Source organism: Pseudomonas allii (assembly GCF_055380095.1).
In genome coordinates this window covers 5,640,606-5,657,254 of the sequence record NZ_AP039450.1, presented here as the reverse complement: position 1 = coordinate 5,657,254, position 16,649 = coordinate 5,640,606, and the positions used below count along the sequence as shown (strand labels likewise).

General features: G+C 58.1%; 15 protein-coding genes and 2 tRNA genes. 16 read left to right on the top strand and 1 reads right to left on the bottom strand.

Translation table 11 applies throughout. The features are described from left to right. The first annotated feature begins 52 nt into the window (after positions 1-52). The 6 genes from dnaJ (at position 53) to ACZ445_RS25905 (ending at position 7,623) form a co-directional block, all read left to right on the top strand. Positions 53-1,177 (top strand): molecular chaperone DnaJ, encoded by a 1,125-nt coding sequence (gene dnaJ / locus ACZ445_RS25930; RefSeq protein ID WP_248484612.1) that lies wholly within the window; start codon positions 53-55, stop codon positions 1,175-1,177. Between the two features lie 10 nt (positions 1,178-1,187). Then, complete coding sequence (gene dapB / locus ACZ445_RS25925; RefSeq protein WP_464707729.1) at positions 1,188-1,994, top strand: 4-hydroxy-tetrahydrodipicolinate reductase; 807 nt, start codon at positions 1,188-1,190, stop codon at positions 1,992-1,994. A 259-nt stretch (positions 1,995-2,253) separates the two neighbouring features. Then, positions 2,254-3,390 (top strand): glutamine-hydrolyzing carbamoyl-phosphate synthase small subunit, encoded by a 1,137-nt coding sequence (gene carA / locus ACZ445_RS25920; protein WP_071493565.1) that lies wholly within the window; start codon positions 2,254-2,256, stop codon positions 3,388-3,390. Positions 3,391-3,495: 105 nt separating this feature from the next. Then, the gene (carB, locus tag ACZ445_RS25915; RefSeq protein ID WP_010206612.1) at positions 3,496-6,717 is read left to right on the top strand and encodes a carbamoyl-phosphate synthase large subunit; all 3,222 of its coding nucleotides are present in this window, start codon (positions 3,496-3,498) and stop codon (positions 6,715-6,717) included. Beyond that, positions 6,714-7,190, top strand: coding sequence for a transcription elongation factor GreA (gene greA, locus ACZ445_RS25910; RefSeq protein ID WP_003235048.1), 477 nt, complete (start codon positions 6,714-6,716; stop codon positions 7,188-7,190). Before carB ends, greA begins: the two co-directional genes overlap by 4 nt. 28 nt (positions 7,191-7,218) lie before the next feature. Then, positions 7,219-7,623, top strand: a complete 405-nt coding sequence (locus ACZ445_RS25905) for an MFS transporter (protein WP_179028926.1) — start codon at positions 7,219-7,221, stop codon at positions 7,621-7,623. Between the two features lie 9 nt (positions 7,624-7,632). Here ACZ445_RS25905 and yhbY read toward each other — a convergent pair whose 3' ends face one another. Next, positions 7,633-7,941: a ribosome assembly RNA-binding protein YhbY gene (gene yhbY, locus ACZ445_RS25900; protein WP_028617972.1), complete on the bottom strand. Its 309-nt coding sequence runs from the start codon at positions 7,939-7,941 to the stop codon at positions 7,633-7,635. Positions 7,942-8,047: 106 nt separating this feature from the next. On the opposite strand from yhbY, the gene rlmE reads away from it, so the two are divergent. From rlmE to nusA, 10 genes are all read left to right on the top strand, one after another. Then, positions 8,048-8,698 carry a 23S rRNA (uridine(2552)-2'-O)-methyltransferase RlmE gene (rlmE, locus tag ACZ445_RS25895; protein WP_010206606.1) on the top strand — a complete coding sequence of 217 codons (651 nt, stop codon included), beginning with the start codon at positions 8,048-8,050 and terminating at the stop codon, positions 8,696-8,698. A 200-nt stretch (positions 8,699-8,898) separates the two neighbouring features. After that, positions 8,899-10,809: an ATP-dependent zinc metalloprotease FtsH gene (gene ftsH, locus ACZ445_RS25890; protein ID WP_058427653.1), complete on the top strand. Its 1,911-nt coding sequence runs from the start codon at positions 8,899-8,901 to the stop codon at positions 10,807-10,809. Between the two features lie 8 nt (positions 10,810-10,817). Beyond that, positions 10,818-11,669 (top strand): dihydropteroate synthase, encoded by an 852-nt coding sequence (folP, locus tag ACZ445_RS25885; protein WP_464707728.1) that lies wholly within the window; start codon positions 10,818-10,820, stop codon positions 11,667-11,669. A 16-nt stretch (positions 11,670-11,685) separates the two neighbouring features. After that, a complete protein-coding gene (gene glmM, locus ACZ445_RS25880; RefSeq protein WP_058427651.1) occupies positions 11,686-13,023 on the top strand; it encodes a phosphoglucosamine mutase in 1,338 nt (445 codons plus the stop codon). A gap of 66 nt (positions 13,024-13,089) precedes the next feature. After that, positions 13,090-13,845, top strand: coding sequence for a triose-phosphate isomerase (tpiA, locus tag ACZ445_RS25875; protein WP_058427650.1), 756 nt, complete (start codon positions 13,090-13,092; stop codon positions 13,843-13,845). Positions 13,846-13,849: 4 nt separating this feature from the next. Continuing rightward, a complete protein-coding gene (gene secG / locus ACZ445_RS25870) occupies positions 13,850-14,233 on the top strand; it encodes a preprotein translocase subunit SecG (RefSeq protein ID WP_003194191.1) in 384 nt (127 codons plus the stop codon). Positions 14,234-14,255: 22 nt separating this feature from the next. After that, a tRNA-Leu gene (locus ACZ445_RS25865) sits at positions 14,256-14,341 on the top strand. 96 nt (positions 14,342-14,437) lie between these two features. Next, positions 14,438-14,514, top strand: a tRNA-Met gene (locus tag ACZ445_RS25860). Positions 14,515-14,654: 140 nt separating this feature from the next. After that, the gene (gene rimP / locus ACZ445_RS25855) at positions 14,655-15,113 is read left to right on the top strand and encodes a ribosome maturation factor RimP (RefSeq protein ID WP_003235029.1); all 459 of its coding nucleotides are present in this window, start codon (positions 14,655-14,657) and stop codon (positions 15,111-15,113) included. Between the two features lie 47 nt (positions 15,114-15,160). Then, on the top strand, positions 15,161-16,642 hold the full coding sequence (gene nusA / locus ACZ445_RS25850) for a transcription termination factor NusA (protein WP_010206599.1): 1,482 nt from the start codon (positions 15,161-15,163) through the stop codon (positions 16,640-16,642). Positions 16,643-16,649: the final 7 nt, after the last annotated feature.

Below are 16,649 nucleotides of genomic sequence, written 5' to 3'. Positions count from 1 at the left end.
TTGGCAAGGCTCAGGAGGGTCTGGCTGAACGTCCTTAAGAGTGCAAAGACTTATGGCAAAGCGTGACTATTACGAAGTATTGGGTGTGGAGCGCGGCTCCAGCGAGGCGGACCTGAAGAAGGCGTACCGTCGCCTGGCGATGAAGCATCACCCGGACCGTAATCCGGATAGCAAAGAATCTGAAGAAATGTTCAAAGAGGCCAATGAGGCCTACGAATGTCTGTCTGATCCCAACAAGCGTGCGGCGTACGACCAGTATGGTCATGCCGGCGTCGACCCGAGCATGGGTGGCGGCGGTGCTGGTTTTGGTGGTCAGAACTTCTCCGATATCTTCGGCGACGTATTCAGCGACTTCTTCGGCGGTGGCCGGGGTGGTCAGCGTGGCGGCGCCCAGCGTGGCAGCGACTTGCGCTACACCCTGGAGTTGAACCTGGAAGAAGCCGTGCGCGGCACCAGCGTGAATATCCGGGTGCCGACGCTGGTCAACTGCAAGCCGTGCGACGGTTCGGGGGCCAAGAAAGGTTCTTCGCCGATCACTTGTCCGACGTGCGGCGGTATTGGTCAGGTCCGTATGCAGCAGGGCTTCTTCTCGGTGCAGCAGACCTGTCCGCGTTGCCATGGTCAGGGCAAGATCATTTCCGACCCGTGCGACTCGTGCCACGGCGAAGGCCGTGTCGAAGAGTACAAAACCCTTTCGGTGAAAGTGCCGGCGGGTGTGGATACCGGTGATCGCATTCGCCTGTCGGGCGAGGGCGAGGCTGGTACTCAGGGCGGTCCTACGGGCGACCTGTACGTGGTGATCAATGTGCGCGAGCACTCGATCTTCCAGCGTGACGGTAAGCACTTGTTCTGCGAAGTGCCGATCAGCTTTGTCGACGCGGCGCTGGGTGGCGAGCTTGAGATTCCAACTCTCGACGGTCGGGTCAAGCTCAAGATCCCTGAGGGTACGCAGACCGGCAAGCAGTTCCGTATTCGTGGCAAGGGCGTTGCGCCAGTGCGTGGCGGCGGTGCTGGTGACCTGATGTGCCGTGTGGCGGTAGAGACTCCGGTCAATCTGGATCGTCGCCAGCGAGAGCTGCTTGAAGAGTTCCGCAGTTCGTTGGACGGTAACAGCTCTCAATCGCCGCAAAGCTCTGGCTTTTTCGAAGGCGTGAAGCGCTTCTTCGGCGACCTGTAAGGAATTGAGTATGCGACGTATAGCCGTAATGGGCGCTGCCGGGCGCATGGGCAAGACACTGGTCGAGGCGGTGCAGCAGCGCTCGCCGGCCTCCGGGCTGACCGCGGCGATCGTCCGCCCGGGCAGCACGTTGATCGGTGCGGATGCCGGTGAGTTGGCTTCGCTGGGGCGCATCGGCGTTTCGTTGTCCGGCAACCTGGAGCAGGTAGCTGACGAGTTCGACGTGCTGATCGACTTCACTCTGCCGGACGTGATGCTGAAAAACCTGGCGTTCTGCCGTAAGGCGGGCAAAGCGATGGTAATCGGTACCACCGGTTTGACGGTTGAGCAGAAGCAGTTGTTGGTGGAGGCGGGCAAGGATATTCCTATCGTTTTCGCGGCCAACTTCAGTGTGGGTGTGAACCTGTCGCTCAAGCTGCTTGATTTGGCCGCCCGTGTGCTCGGGGATGAAGCGGATATCGAAATCATCGAGACCCATCACCGCCACAAGATCGATGCGCCGTCAGGCACTGCTCTGCGCATGGGCGAAGCGATTGCCGATGCGTTGGGTCGCGACTTGTCGAAAGTGGCGGTGTATGGCCGTGAAGGCCACACCGGTGCGCGCGCGCGCGACACCATCGGCTTTGCAATCGTGCGTGGTGGTGATGTGGTGGGTGACCACACCGTGTTGTTCGCCACTGAGGGCGAGCGCCTGGAAATTACGCACAAGGCGTCCAGTCGCATGACGTTTGCCAAGGGCGCGGTGCGTGCTGCGCTCTGGTTGGAGGGGCGCGAGGCGGGCCTTTACGACATGCGCGATGTGCTGGATCTGCACTAATCAGTAGCTAAAACGGGGCCTCAAGCTTATGCTTAGGTCCCGTTTTTACCCGCTAAGCGACGTCCTGTCGCATTCCCCTGCCTTTAAGGCTCATTAGCGGTGGACCAAAAAAGCCTTTTTCTGTAAGCTACAGCTTTAGTGTGTCCACTAAAAGCGCGCAGAATAATTCGGTGAAGAAGCGGGGTGACGTGTCCATACGTCACTCCGCTTTTTTACAACCTGCGATCGCCCTTTCAGGCTTTATTTACGGGAGGTCTTCTTGACTAAGCCAGCCATACTCGCCCTTGCTGATGGCAGCATTTTTCGCGGCGAAGCCATTGGAGCCGACGGTCAGACCGTTGGAGAGGTAGTGTTTAACACTGCCATGACCGGCTATCAGGAAATCCTTACCGATCCTTCCTACGCCCAACAGATCGTTACCCTGACCTATCCGCACATCGGCAATACCGGTACTACACCGGAAGACGTCGAGTCTGATCGTGTCTGGTCGGCGGGTCTGGTGATTCGTGACCTGCCACTGGTTGCGAGCAACTGGCGTAACACGATGTCGCTGTCCGATTACCTGAAAGCCAACAACGTTGTGGCGATCGCCGGTATCGATACGCGCCGCCTCACGCGCATCCTGCGTGAGAAAGGCTCGCAGAACGGCTGCATCATGGTCGGTGACAATATTTCCGAAGAGGCGGCGATTGCCGCAGCCCAAGGCTTCCCTGGCCTGAAAGGCATGGACCTGGCGAAAGTCGTCAGCGTCAAAGAGAAGTACGAGTGGCGCTCCACGGTCTGGGATTTGAAGACAGACAGCCATGCGACCATCGACGCTGCTGAGCTGCCTTACCATGTGGTCGCTTACGACTACGGTGTGAAGTACAACATCCTGCGCATGCTGGTCGAACGCGGTTGCCGCGTGACCGTGGTGCCGGCGCAAACCCCGGCCAGCGACGTGCTTGCCCTGCAACCGGACGGCGTGTTCCTGTCCAACGGCCCGGGTGACCCTGAGCCATGCGACTACGCCATCCAGGCGATCAAGGAAGTACTGGAAACCGAAATTCCGGTGTTCGGTATCTGCCTCGGCCACCAACTGCTGGCCCTGGCCTCCGGCGCCAAGACCCTGAAAATGGGGCACGGCCACCACGGCGCCAACCACCCGGTACAAGACCTGGACACCGGCGTTGTGATGATCACCAGCCAGAACCACGGTTTTGCGGTAGATGAAGCCACCCTGCCGAGCAACGTGCGCGCCATTCACAAGTCGCTGTTCGACGGTTCCCTGCAGGGCATCGAGCGCACCGACAAGAGCGCGTTCAGCTTCCAGGGCCACCCTGAAGCCAGCCCGGGCCCGAACGACGTAGCGCCGCTGTTCGACCGTTTCATCAATGAGATGGCCAAGCGACGCTGACTGAGCGGCCTGCGGGCGGCCCCGAATGTCGGTGGCCCCCGCAGGCTCTTCAAAGATTGTTCAAGACGGCTTGCCGACTGACCTGCGGATTTGAGTGACAAACCCATGCCAAAACGTACAGACATAAAAAGCATCCTGATTCTCGGCGCTGGCCCGATCGTGATCGGCCAGGCCTGCGAATTCGACTACTCCGGCGCCCAGGCCTGTAAAGCCCTGCGCGAGGAGGGCTACCGCGTCATCCTGGTGAACTCCAACCCGGCCACCATCATGACCGACCCGGCCATGGCCGACGCCACCTACATCGAGCCGATCAAGTGGCAGACCGTCGCCAAGATCATCGAGAAGGAGCGTCCGGACGCGCTGCTACCGACCATGGGTGGCCAGACCGCACTGAACTGCGCCCTGGATCTGGAGCGCGAAGGCGTCCTGGAAAAGTTCGGCGTAGAGATGATCGGCGCCAATGCCGACACCATCGACAAGGCTGAAGACCGTTCGCGCTTCGACAAGGCCATGAAGTCCATCGGCCTGGCCTGCCCGCGTTCCGGTATCGCCCACAGCATGGAAGAAGCCAATGCGGTCCTCGAGACCCTGGGCTTCCCGTGCATCATTCGTCCGTCCTTCACCATGGGCGGCACCGGTGGCGGTATCGCGTACAACCGTGAAGAGTTCGAAGAGATCTGCGCCCGCGGCCTGGACCTGTCGCCAACTAAAGAGCTGCTGATCGACGAATCCCTGATCGGCTGGAAAGAATACGAGATGGAGGTTGTCCGCGATAAGAAGGACAACTGCATCATCGTCTGCTCCATCGAAAACTTTGACCCGATGGGCGTGCACACCGGTGACTCGATCACCGTGGCTCCAGCGCAGACCCTGACCGACAAGGAATACCAGATCCTGCGTAACGCCTCCCTGGCGGTACTGCGCGAGATCGGTGTGGAAACCGGCGGCTCCAACGTTCAGTTCGGTATCTGCCCGAACACTGGCCGTATGGTCGTGATCGAGATGAACCCGCGCGTATCCCGTTCGTCGGCCCTGGCTTCGAAAGCCACCGGCTTCCCGATCGCTAAGGTCGCGGCCAAGCTGGCCGTGGGTTACACCCTGGACGAGCTGTCGAACGACATCACCGGCGGCAAGACTCCGGCGTCCTTCGAGCCGTCCATCGACTACGTCGTCACCAAGCTGCCACGTTTTGCCTTCGAGAAATTCGCCAAGGCTGACGCCCGCCTGACCACTCAGATGAAGTCTGTTGGTGAAGTCATGGCCATCGGCCGCACCTTCCAGGAATCCCTGCAGAAAGCCCTGCGCGGCCTGGAAGTAGGCGTATGCGGACTGGACGAGAAACTCGACCTGAGCAACCCGGAAAGCATGAGCGTGCTCAAACGCGAGCTGACCGTGCCGGGTGCCGAGCGTATCTGGTACGTGGCGGACGCCTTCCGCGCCGGCATGACCGTCGAAGATATCTTCGGCATGAACATGATCGACCCGTGGTTCCTGGTACAGATCGAAGATCTGATCAAGGAAGAAGAGAAGGTCAAGACCCTGGGTCTGGCCAGCATCGACCGCGACATGATGTTCCGCCTCAAGCGCAAAGGTTTCTCCGACCAGCGCCTGGCCAAGCTGCTGGGTGTGACCGAGAAGAACCTGCGTACCCATCGCCACAAGCTGGAGATCTTCCCGGTCTACAAGCGCGTTGACACCTGCGCGGCCGAGTTCTCCACCGACACCGCGTACCTGTACTCCACCTATGAGGAAGAGTGCGAAGCCGCGCCGTCGGGTCGCGACAAGATCATGATTCTGGGTGGCGGTCCGAACCGTATCGGCCAAGGCATCGAGTTCGACTATTGCTGCGTGCACGCTGCCCTCGCCCTGCGCGAAGACGGCTACGAGACCATCATGGTCAACTGCAACCCGGAAACTGTTTCCACTGACTACGACACCTCCGATCGCCTGTACTTCGAACCAGTGACCCTGGAAGACGTGCTGGAAATCGTGCGCGTTGAGAAACCGAAAGGCGTGATCGTCCAGTACGGCGGCCAAACCCCGCTGAAACTGGCGCGTGCCCTGGAAGCTGCCGGCGTGCCGATCATCGGTACCAGCCCGGACGCTATCGACCGTGCCGAAGACCGCGAGCGCTTCCAGCAAATGGTTGAGCGCCTGAACCTGCGTCAGCCGCCAAACGCCACTGTGCGCAGTGAAGACGAAGCCATCCGCGCAGCCAGCAAGATCGGCTACCCGCTGGTGGTGCGCCCGTCCTACGTGCTGGGCGGTCGTGCGATGGAAATCGTCTACGAAGAAGAAGAGCTCAAGCGTTACCTGCGCGATGCGGTGAAAGTGTCCAATGACAGCCCGGTGCTGCTGGATCACTTCCTCAACTGCGCCATCGAGATGGACGTGGACGCGGTCTGCGACGGCACCGACGTGGTGATTGGCGCGATCATGCAGCACATCGAACAGGCGGGCGTTCACTCCGGTGACTCCGCTTGCTCGCTGCCGCCATACTCGCTGCCGGCGCACATCCAGGACGAGATGCGCGAACAGGTCAAGAAAATGGCTCTGGAACTGGGCGTAGTCGGCCTGATGAACGTACAGTTGGCGCTGCAGGGCGAAGACATCTACGTCATCGAAGTCAACCCACGCGCTTCGCGTACCGTGCCATTTGTTTCCAAGTGCATCGGTGTCTCCCTGGCCATGATCGCTGCCCGCGTGATGGCCGGTAAGACCCTGAAGGAAATCGGCTTCACCAAGGAAATCATTCCGAACTTCTACAGTGTGAAAGAGGCGGTGTTCCCATTCGCCAAATTCCCTGGCGTGGACCCGATCCTGGGCCCAGAGATGAAGTCCACCGGTGAAGTGATGGGCGTGGGCGATACCTTCGGTGAAGCCTTTGCCAAGGCCCAGATGGGTGCCAGCGAGGTGCTGCCGACCGGCGGTACTGCCTTCATCAGCGTGCGTGATGACGACAAGCCACTGGTTGCAGGCGTGGCCCGTGATCTGATCAACTTGGGCTTCGAAGTCGTGGCCACTGCCGGGACCGCCAAGCTGATCGAAGCTGCCGGCCTGAAAGTGCGTCGCGTGAACAAGGTGACGGAAGGCCGTCCGCACGTGGTCGACATGATCAAGAATGACGAAGTCACCCTGATCATCAACACCACCGAAGGTCGCCAGTCGATCGCGGACTCCTACTCCATTCGTCGTAACGCCTTGCAGCACAAGATCTATTGCACCACCACCATTGCTGCTGGCGAAGCCATCTGCGAAGCGCTCAAGTTCGGTCCGGAAAAGACCGTGCGTCGCTTGCAGGATCTACACGCAGGATTGAAGGCATGACCAAATACCCAATGACCGTCCAGGGCTTCAAGGCCCTGGAAGAGGAGCACGCCCATCTGACCAAGGTCGTCCGTCCGAAGCTGAGCCAGGACATCGGTACGGCCCGCGAACTGGGTGACCTGAAGGAAAACGCCGAATACCACGCTGCCCGCGAGCAGCAAGGTATGGTCGAGGCGCGGATCCGTGACATCGAAGGCCGCTTGCAAAACTCGGTGGTCATCGACGTAACGACCATTCCGAAGACGGGCAAGGTGATCTTCGGCACTACCGTGGAAATCGCCAACGTTGAAACTGACGAAAGCGTGGTCTACCACATCGTTGGTGAAGATGAAGCTGATTTCAAGCTCGGCAAAATCTCCGTCGGTTCCCCGCTGGCCCGTGCCTTGATTGCCAAGGAAGAGGGTGATGTGGTGGCTGTAAAGACGCCAGGTGGCGTAATCGAGTACGAGATTGTTGAAGTTCGTCACGTCTGAAAGACGGCGCCCGCTTCGTGCGGGCGCCATGCTTTGGCAGTTGTCCCAGATGCTTTGGGTTGGCGGCCTTTGGTTGTTGCACATTGGTATGCTGCCGGCGCTCGGCCTGATAGGCCTGGCACCGCTGCTGATCGATGAGATCGATGGATTGCTTAGTGCGCTGTTGGTGGGTTTTGCGGCGGCGTGCGTGACGCTCCAGGCATTGGTGCTGGTCAAGGCCGAGGGTTTGGAGAGTTTGTGGCGGGATATTCGCGGGCAACTGCTGTTGATGGCGCTGTATGCATGCGCAATGTTTTGCGTGGTGCATGTCTGGTTGCCGGAAGCGTTGCGCTGGCAGCTATTCAGCTATCTTGTGCTAGGGTTCTCCGGCCTGGTGCTGGTTTTGCAGCCTGCACCGGGATGGAGTGGCGGGGCGCGCGAAGCACGCCCGTGACCCTTTTTATTACTTGAAGCGGTGTACGTTCGACAGTTGCTTGTTGACGCTGAAGTTCTTGCGATAAAGCAGCGCCATCTTGCCGATGACCTGGACCAGGTCCGCTTTGCCTGCCTTGCACAGTTCTGCAATGGCAGCCAGGCGCGCTTCGCGATCAAGGATGTTGACCTTGATCTTGATCAGTTCATGATCGTTCAGCGCACGTTCGAATTCGGCTAACACACCTTCAGTCAAGCCGTTATCTGCCACAATCAGAACTGGTTTCAGATGGTGGCCAATGGATTTGTACTGTTTCTTCTGCTCTTGAGTGAGCGGCATAATCTGACCCCTGCGTCTGATCTTGTAAAAAGCGGCGGCCAGTTTACCCGAGCGAGTCCGGGACCGCCCAGTTAATCACGACCCGTTTTATTTTTCGAGGTGGCCCGTGGCCCGTTCCAAAACCAGCCTTAAGTGGCTACAAGAACATTTCAACGATCCTTACGTCAAAAAGGCGCAAAAGGACGGCTACCGTTCCCGGGCCAGCTACAAACTGCTGGAACTTCAGGACAAGGACAAATTGTTTCGCCCCGGCATGAGCGTGATCGACCTGGGCGCTGCCCCGGGTGGCTGGTCCCAGGTGGCCAGTCGTCTGATTGGTGGGCAAGGCCGATTGATCGCTTCTGACATCCTGGAGATGGACAGCATCCCGGATGTGACCTTCGTGCATGGTGACTTTACCCAGGATGCGGTCCTGGCCGAGATCCTGGAAGCTGTAGGAAATTCGCAGGTAGACCTTGTGATTTCCGACATGGCCCCCAATATGAGTGGATTACCGGCTGTTGATATGCCGCGAGCGATGTTCCTGTGCGAGTTGGCACTGGACCTGGCGGGTCGGGTATTGCGTCCGGGTGGTGATTTCCTGGTCAAGGTCTTCCAGGGGGAAGGTTTCGACGAATACCACAAGAACATTCGCAAGCTGTTCGACAAGGTACAGATGCGCAAACCGGACTCCTCGCGTGACCGGTCTCGCGAGCAGTATCTGTTGGCGCGGGGGTTCCGTGGCATCGAAGGCGCCGCCAGTGATGAGCGTCTTTGAAGGTTTGAAGGGAGTCGATAGGTTTTTTTATATCGCTTTCGTCACGAAGCTTTACGAATATTGTGTAGTCAAAGTTTCACAAAGGGTTACAGACGGCGCCTGCCAGTGTTGTAGGTAATGTAGTAAGTTAGGCCGGTGAATATCATGCGAAGCGCGCGCCAGTAGCGGAGCTTGCTTCAGAGGGTAGTTAATTGAACGATATGGCAAAGAATCTGATCCTGTGGTTGATCATCGCGGCTGTCCTGGTGACGGTGATGAACAACTTCTCCAGCCCTAACGAGCCGCAGACCCTCAACTATTCCGACTTCATCCAGCAAGTTAAGGATGGCAAGGTCGAGCGCGTAGCGGTTGATGGCTACGTGATCACCGGCAAGCGCAACGATGGCGACAGCTTCAAGACCATTCGTCCGGCCATCCAGGACAACGGTCTGATCGGTGATCTGGTGGATAACCACGTGGTCGTCGAAGGCAAGCAGCCTGAGCAGCAGAGCATCTGGACCCAGTTGCTCGTAGCCAGCTTCCCAATCCTGGTGATCATCGCCGTGTTCATGTTCTTCATGCGCCAGATGCAAGGTGGCGCAGGAGGCAAGGGCGGCCCGATGAGCTTCGGCAAGAGCAAGGCTCGCCTGCTCTCTGAAGACCAGGTGAAAACCACCCTGGCTGACGTTGCTGGTTGCGACGAAGCCAAGGAAGAAGTGGGTGAACTGGTCGAGTTCCTGCGCGATCCGGGCAAGTTCCAGCGCCTGGGCGGCCGCATTCCTCGCGGTGTGCTGATGGTTGGCCCTCCGGGTACCGGTAAAACCTTGCTGGCCAAGGCGATTGCCGGCGAAGCCAAGGTGCCTTTCTTCACCATTTCCGGTTCCGACTTTGTCGAGATGTTCGTCGGTGTCGGTGCCAGCCGTGTTCGCGACATGTTCGAGCAGGCCAAGAAGCATGCGCCTTGCATCATCTTCATCGATGAAATCGACGCCGTCGGTCGCCATCGTGGCGCCGGCATGGGCGGCGGTCATGACGAGCGTGAGCAGACCCTCAACCAGTTGCTGGTTGAGATGGACGGCTTTGAAATGAACGACGGCATCATCGTGATCGCTGCCACCAACCGTCCGGACGTGCTGGACCCTGCGTTGTTGCGCCCAGGCCGTTTCGACCGTCAGGTTGTGGTGGGTCTGCCGGATATCCGTGGTCGCGAACAGATCCTGAAAGTACACATGCGCAAAGTGCCAATGGGTGACGACGTGGCTCCGGCCGTGATTGCCCGTGGTACTCCAGGCTTCTCCGGTGCCGACCTGGCTAACCTGGTCAACGAGGCTTCGTTGTTTGCTGCCCGTACCGGCAAGCGCATTGTTGAGATGAAAGAGTTCGAATTGGCCAAAGACAAGATCATGATGGGCGCGGAGCGCAAATCCATGGTCATGTCCGAGAAAGAGAAGCAGAACACCGCTTATCACGAGGCTGGTCACGCCATTGTTGGTCGCGTTGTGCCTGAGCACGACCCGGTTTACAAAGTGTCGATCATCCCGCGTGGTCGGGCGCTGGGTGTCACGATGTTCCTGCCGGAAGAGGATCGTTACAGTCTCTCCAAGCGTGCACTGATCAGCCAGATATGCTCGCTGTACGGCGGCCGGATTGCTGAAGAGATGACCCTTGGCTTCGACGGCGTCACCACAGGTGCTTCCAACGACATCATGCGTGCCAGCCAGATTGCGCGGAACATGGTGACCAAGTGGGGCTTGTCGGAAAAACTCGGTCCATTGATGTATGCCGAGGAAGAAGGCGAAGTGTTCCTGGGTCGTGGCGGTGGTGGTCAAAATGCTAGCTTCTCCGGTGAAACAGCCAAGCTGATCGACTCGGAAGTGCGCAGCATCATTGACCAGTGCTACGGCACGGCCAAGCAGATCTTGACGGACAACCGCGACAAGCTGGATGCCATGGCAGATGCGCTGATGAAGTATGAGACCATTGATGCCGACCAGATCGATGACATCATGGCCGGTCGCACGCCGCGCGAGCCTCGCGATTGGGAGGGGGGGTCGGGTACTTCTGGCACTCCGCCCGTGGTTCAGAACGAACGCCCTGAAACCCCGATTGGCGGCCCGGCAGCTGACGTCTAAGGTTTGAAATGACTTCTGTGTTGTCCTCCACCCGGTTGTCTTGCGGCAACCGGGTTCTTGATTTGGCCCATACGCATGTCATGGGCATTCTTAATGTAACCCCCGACTCCTTTTCCGATGGTGGCCGCTTCAGCCAGCTTGATGCTGCATTGCGTCACGCTGAGGCGATGGTAGTGGCGGGGGCTACCCTGATTGATGTAGGTGGTGAGTCGACTCGGCCTGGCGCTCGCGTGGTTTCTCCCTTGGAGGAGTTGGAGAGGGTCGCGCCGATAGTTGAGCGTATTGCGCGTGAGCTGGATGTGATCATCTCTGTTGATACATCAACCCCGGCGGTGATACGCGAAACTGCGCGCCTGGGGGCGGGAATGATTAACGATGTCCGCTCCCTACAACGTGACGGTGCGCTTGATGCGGCAGCAGCCACCGGTTTGCCGGTTTGCCTGATGCATATGCTGGGTGAGCCCGGCAATATGCAGGACAACCCTCACTACGATGATCTTGTTGGTGAGGTGAGTGGGTTTCTCGCCAAGCGGGTTGCACAATGCGCTGCTGTCGGGATTGCTGCAGAAAAGATCGTCCTCGATCCCGGCTTCGGCTTCGCCAAGACCCTGCAGCACAATCTAAGCCTGTTCAAGCATATGGAGTCCTTGCATGCCCTTGGTCGGCCTCTTCTGGTCGGCGTTTCGCGCAAGAGCATGATAGGGCTGGCGCTGAATCGGCCGGTGGGCGCGAGGCTGTACGGCGGTCTTGCGCTGGCAGCGCTTGCAGTCACCAAGGGTGCGCGTATCTTGCGGGTGCATGATGTTGCCGAGACGATGGATGTGGTGCGTATGATGGCCGCGGTTGAATCAGCCGAATAAGAATGATGGAGCACTTATGACAAAAAAATATTTTGGCACCGACGGTATTCGCGGTCGGGTCGGCGAGTTTCCGATTACTCCTGATTTCATGCTCAAGCTTGGTTGGGCGGCAGGTATGGCGTTCCGCAGCATGGGCGCGTGCCGCATCCTGGTGGGCAAGGACACTCGTATTTCGGGGTATATGTTCGAGTCGGCGTTGGAGGCGGGGCTGTCTGCCGCAGGTGCCGATGTGATGCTGCTGGGGCCGATGCCGACGCCGGCTATCGCTTACCTGACGCGTACCTTTCACGCTGAAGCCGGTATCGTGATCAGTGCCTCGCATAACCCTCATGATGACAACGGCATCAAGTTCTTCTCGGGCCAGGGCACCAAGCTGCCGGACGAGATCGAGCTGATGATCGAAGAGCTCCTGGATGCGCCGATGACGGTGGTCGAGTCCAGCAAGCTTGGCAAGGTGTCGCGTATCAATGACGCATCCGGCCGATACATTGAATTCTGCAAAAGCAGTGTGCCAAGCAGCACCAATTTTGCTGGACTGAAGATTGTGGTCGATTGCGCTCATGGTGCGACCTATAAGGTGGCGCCAAGCGTATTTAAAGAGTTGGGTGCGGACGTGACGGTGTTGTCGGCCCAGCCTAATGGGTTGAACATCAATGAGAACTGCGGCTCCACGCACATGGAGCAGTTACAGGCGGCCGTCCTTGCCGAGCATGCCGACTTGGGTATTGCCTTCGATGGTGACGGTGATCGTGTGCTGATGGTGGACCACACGGGCGCCATTGTTGATGGTGATGACCTGCTGTTCATCATTGCTCGCGACCTGCATGAGCGTAACAAGCTGCAGGGCGGTGTCGTCGGTACGCTGATGAGTAACCTGGGGCTTGAACTGGCCCTGGCGGATCTGGGTATTCCGTTCGTGCGTGCCAATGTCGGTGACCGCTATGTGATCGCGGAACTGCTTGAGCGCAACTGGCAGGTGGGTGGCGAGAATTCCGGACACGTAGTCTGCTTTCAGCACACCACGACAGGCGATGCGATCATTGCTGCGCTCCAGGTGCTTATGGCCATGAAGCGTCGCGAAGAGAGCCTGGCCCAGGCGCGCCAAGCTATGCGCAAGTGTCCGCAAGTATTGCTGAACGTGCGTTTTGCGGGCGGTGAAAATCCTATCGAGCATCCGGCTGTCAAAGAGGCGTGCGAGCGTGTAACTCTGGCAATGGCGGGGCGTGGCCGTGTGCTGTTGCGCAAGTCCGGCACAGAGCCATTGGTGCGTGTCATGGTCGAAGGTGATGACGAAATACAGGTTCGCGGCCATGCCGAAGACCTGGCAAAACTGGTAACTGAAGTTTGCGCCTGAATTCGGCTTGCCAGTGATGATGTGGTTGGGTAACATCTGCGCCCACTTTGACCGACGAGGTACAGCATGCGTCGCACTATGGTAGCTGGTAACTGGAAGATGCACGGTACCCGCGCCAGTGTCGCTGAGCTGATCAATGGCCTTCGTCACTTGGCCTTGCCGAGCGGTGTTGATGTCGCGGTTTTCCCGCCTTGCTTGCATATCACCCAAGTGGTTGATGGCTTGAAGGGCAAGTCGATCCAGGTCGGCGCGCAGAATTCTGCGGTGGAAGCCATGCAAGGTGCGTTGACCGGTGAAATTGCGCCGAGTCAGTTGGTCGATGCGGGTTGTTCCTATGTGCTTGTCGGGCACTCCGAGCGCCGTCAGATGATGGGCGAGCGTGACGGGACACTCAATCGCAAGTTCGCAGCGGCACAGGCTTGTGGCTTGATTCCGGTGTTGTGCATAGGGGAGACCCTGGAGCAGCGCGAATCGGGCAAGACTCTTGAAGTTGTCTCGCGTCAGCTAGGCAGCATCATCGAGGAGCTGGGTGTTGGTGCGTTTGCAAAGGCAGTAATTGCTTACGAGCCGGTCTGGGCCATTGGCACCGGGCTGACTGCTACACCGCAACAGGCGCAGGATGTGCACGCAGCCATCCGCGCGCAGTTGGCGGCAGAGAATTCTGAAGTCGCGCAAGGTGTGCGGCTTCTATACGGCGGCAGCGTGAAGGCGGCCAATGCGGTCGAACTGTTCGGCATGCCGGATATCGATGGGGGGCTCATTGGTGGAGCTTCCCTGAATGCAGATGAGTTCGGTGCGATCTGTCGCGCCGCGGGAAACTGAAAAAATGCTGGAAACAGTCGTAGTCGTTTTTCATCTGTTGGCTGCTCTGAGCGTAGTTGCTCTGGTTTTGCTGCAACAGGGTAAAGGTGCGGATGCTGGTGCGTCTTTCGGTGCAGGTGCTTCAAATACTGTGTTCGGAAGCCAAGGTTCCTCTACCTTTCTTAGTAAGTTTACTGCTATACTTGCCGCCGGTTTCTTCATAACCAGCTTGGGGTTAGGTTACTTTGCTAAAGAGAAAGCTCATGTGCTGACTCAAGTAGGTCTCCCAAACCCAGCAGTGTTGGAAGTGCCAAAAGCAAAACCGGCTTCTGATGATGTCCCGGTGCTTCAAGAGCAAAAGTCGGCTACTCCAGCGACTGACGTACCTCCAGCTCAAGAGCAGAAGTAAGAAGGGTTGTAAACGCTGTATTGCCGAGGTGGTGGAATTGGTAGACACGCAACCTTGAGGTGGTTGTGCCCATAGGGTGTAGGGGTTCGAGTCCCCTTCTCGGTACCAATTATCAGGAGAGCCCGCTGTTGCGGGCTTTCTTGTAGGTGGAAGGTTACATTGACCCTGTAAGGGATCGGTCGTATACTTCCGCCCCAGCTTTGTCGCGGGGTGGAGCAGTCTGGTAGCTCGTCGGGCTCATAACCCGAAGGTCGTCGGTTCAAATCCGGCCCCCGCAACCAGTTTTAGCGGAGCCCCTTTTAAGGGGCTTTTTGTTAGCTGGACACTTTCAACGCCGCTGTTCGACGGCGTTTCAAGGATGGGCGTTTCGCCCATTTTTTTATTTTGCACAGCATGCACATACATGCACGAGGGGGTTCAGGTGTCGAGCAAGCTAGAAGAGTTGCAGGCCTTGTTGGCCCCGGTGGTCGTGGCCCTAGGCTATGAATGCTGGGGTATTGAGTTTTCGGCTCAAGGTCGCCACTCAATGTTGCGCGTTTATATCGATAAAGAGGGCGGCGTGCTGGTGGACGATTGTGCCATTGTCAGCCGTCAGATCAGCGGTGTGCTGGATGTTGAAGATCCGATCTCCGTTGAATACACCCTCGAAGTTTCCTCGCCAGGCATGGAACGCCCACTGTTCACTATTGATCAGTTTGCAAAATTTGCCGGTGAACAAGTGAAGATCAAGCTGCGCTCTCCCTTTGAAGGGCGACGCAACTTTCAGGGCCTTCTGCGCGGTGTAGAAGAACAGGATGTCGTGGTGCAGGTAGAAGACCATGAGTTCCTGTTGCCGATCGATATGATCGACAAGGCCAACATTATTCCCAGTTTTGACTGAGACGCGGATCCCGCGGATCCAATGGCTTGCGAAAGGCGAGGCGTACGATGAGCAAAGAAGTACTGCTGGTTGTTGAGTCGGTATCCAATGAAAAGGGCGTACCGGCAAACGTGATTTTTGAAGCGTTGGAGCTGGCCCTGGCCACTGCTACCAAAAAGCGTTTTGAAGACGAAGTTGATCTGCGTGTGGAAATCAACCGCCACACCGGTGCCTATGAGACTTTCCGTCGCTGGACGGTCGTCGAAGAAGCCGATCTTGATGATCCGGCCATCGAAACCTGGCCAAGCAAGGTTGCGCAAACGCATCCTGGCGCCAAGGTCGGTGATGTCGTCGAAGAAAAGATCGAATCGATCGAATTCGGCCGTATCGCTGCACAGACCGCCAAACAGGTCATTGTGCAGAAGGTTCGCGAAGCCGAGCGCGCTCAAGTCGTTGACGCCTATCGCGAGCGCCTGGGTGAAATCATCTCCGGCACCGTGAAAAAAGTCACCCGCGATAATGTGATCGTCGACCTGGGCAACAACGCCGAAGCGTTGCTGGCTCGCGAAGACATCATTTCCCGCGAAACCTTCCGTGTTGGCGTGCGTCTGCGTGCGCTGCTCAAGGAAATCCGCACCGAGAACCGCGGCCCTCAGTTGATCCTGTCGCGTACCGCGCCGGAAATGCTGATCGAGCTGTTCCGTATCGAAGTCCCGGAAATCGCCGAAGGCCTGATCGAAGTCATGGCTGCGTCCCGCGACCCGGGTTCGCGTGCCAAGATCGCGGTCCGCTCCAAGGACAAACGCATCGACCCGCAAGGTGCTTGCATTGGTATGCGCGGTTCGCGCGTCCAGGCGGTTTCGGGCGAGTTGGGTGGCGAGCGTGTGGACATCGTCCTGTGGGACGATAACCCGGCGCAGTTCGTGATCAACGCCATGTCGCCGGCTGAAGTGGCGGCAATTATCGTTGACGAGGATGCCCATGCAATGGACATCGCCGTTGGCGCAGACAATCTGGCTCAGGCCATTGGTCGTGGTGGTCAGAACGTGCGTCTGGCCAGCCAACTGACCGGTTGGACCCTGAACGTGATGACCGAATCGGACATCCAGGCTAAGCAGCAAGCTGAAACCGGTGACATCCTGCGCAACTTCATCGAAGAGTTGGAAGTCGATGAAGACCTGGCGCAGGTGCTGGTAGATGAAGGCTTCACCAGCCTGGAAGAGATTGCCTACGTACCGTTGGAAGAAATGCTCAACATCGACGGCTTTGACGAAGACACCGTCAACGAGCTTCGCGCTCGGGCCAAGGATCGTTTGTTGACTAAAGCCATCGCTACTGAGGAAAAGCTGGCAGACGCCCATCCGGCCGAAGACCTGCTCTCGCTTGAGGGTATGGACAAGGATTTGGCGATGGAACTGGCGGTGCGCGGCGTAATTACCCGCGAAGACCTGGCCGAGCAGTCTATTGACGATCTGCTCGACATCGACGGCATTGACGATGATCGTGCCGGCAAGTTGATCATGGCCGCCCGAGCCCATTGGTTCGAGTAACTAGGCG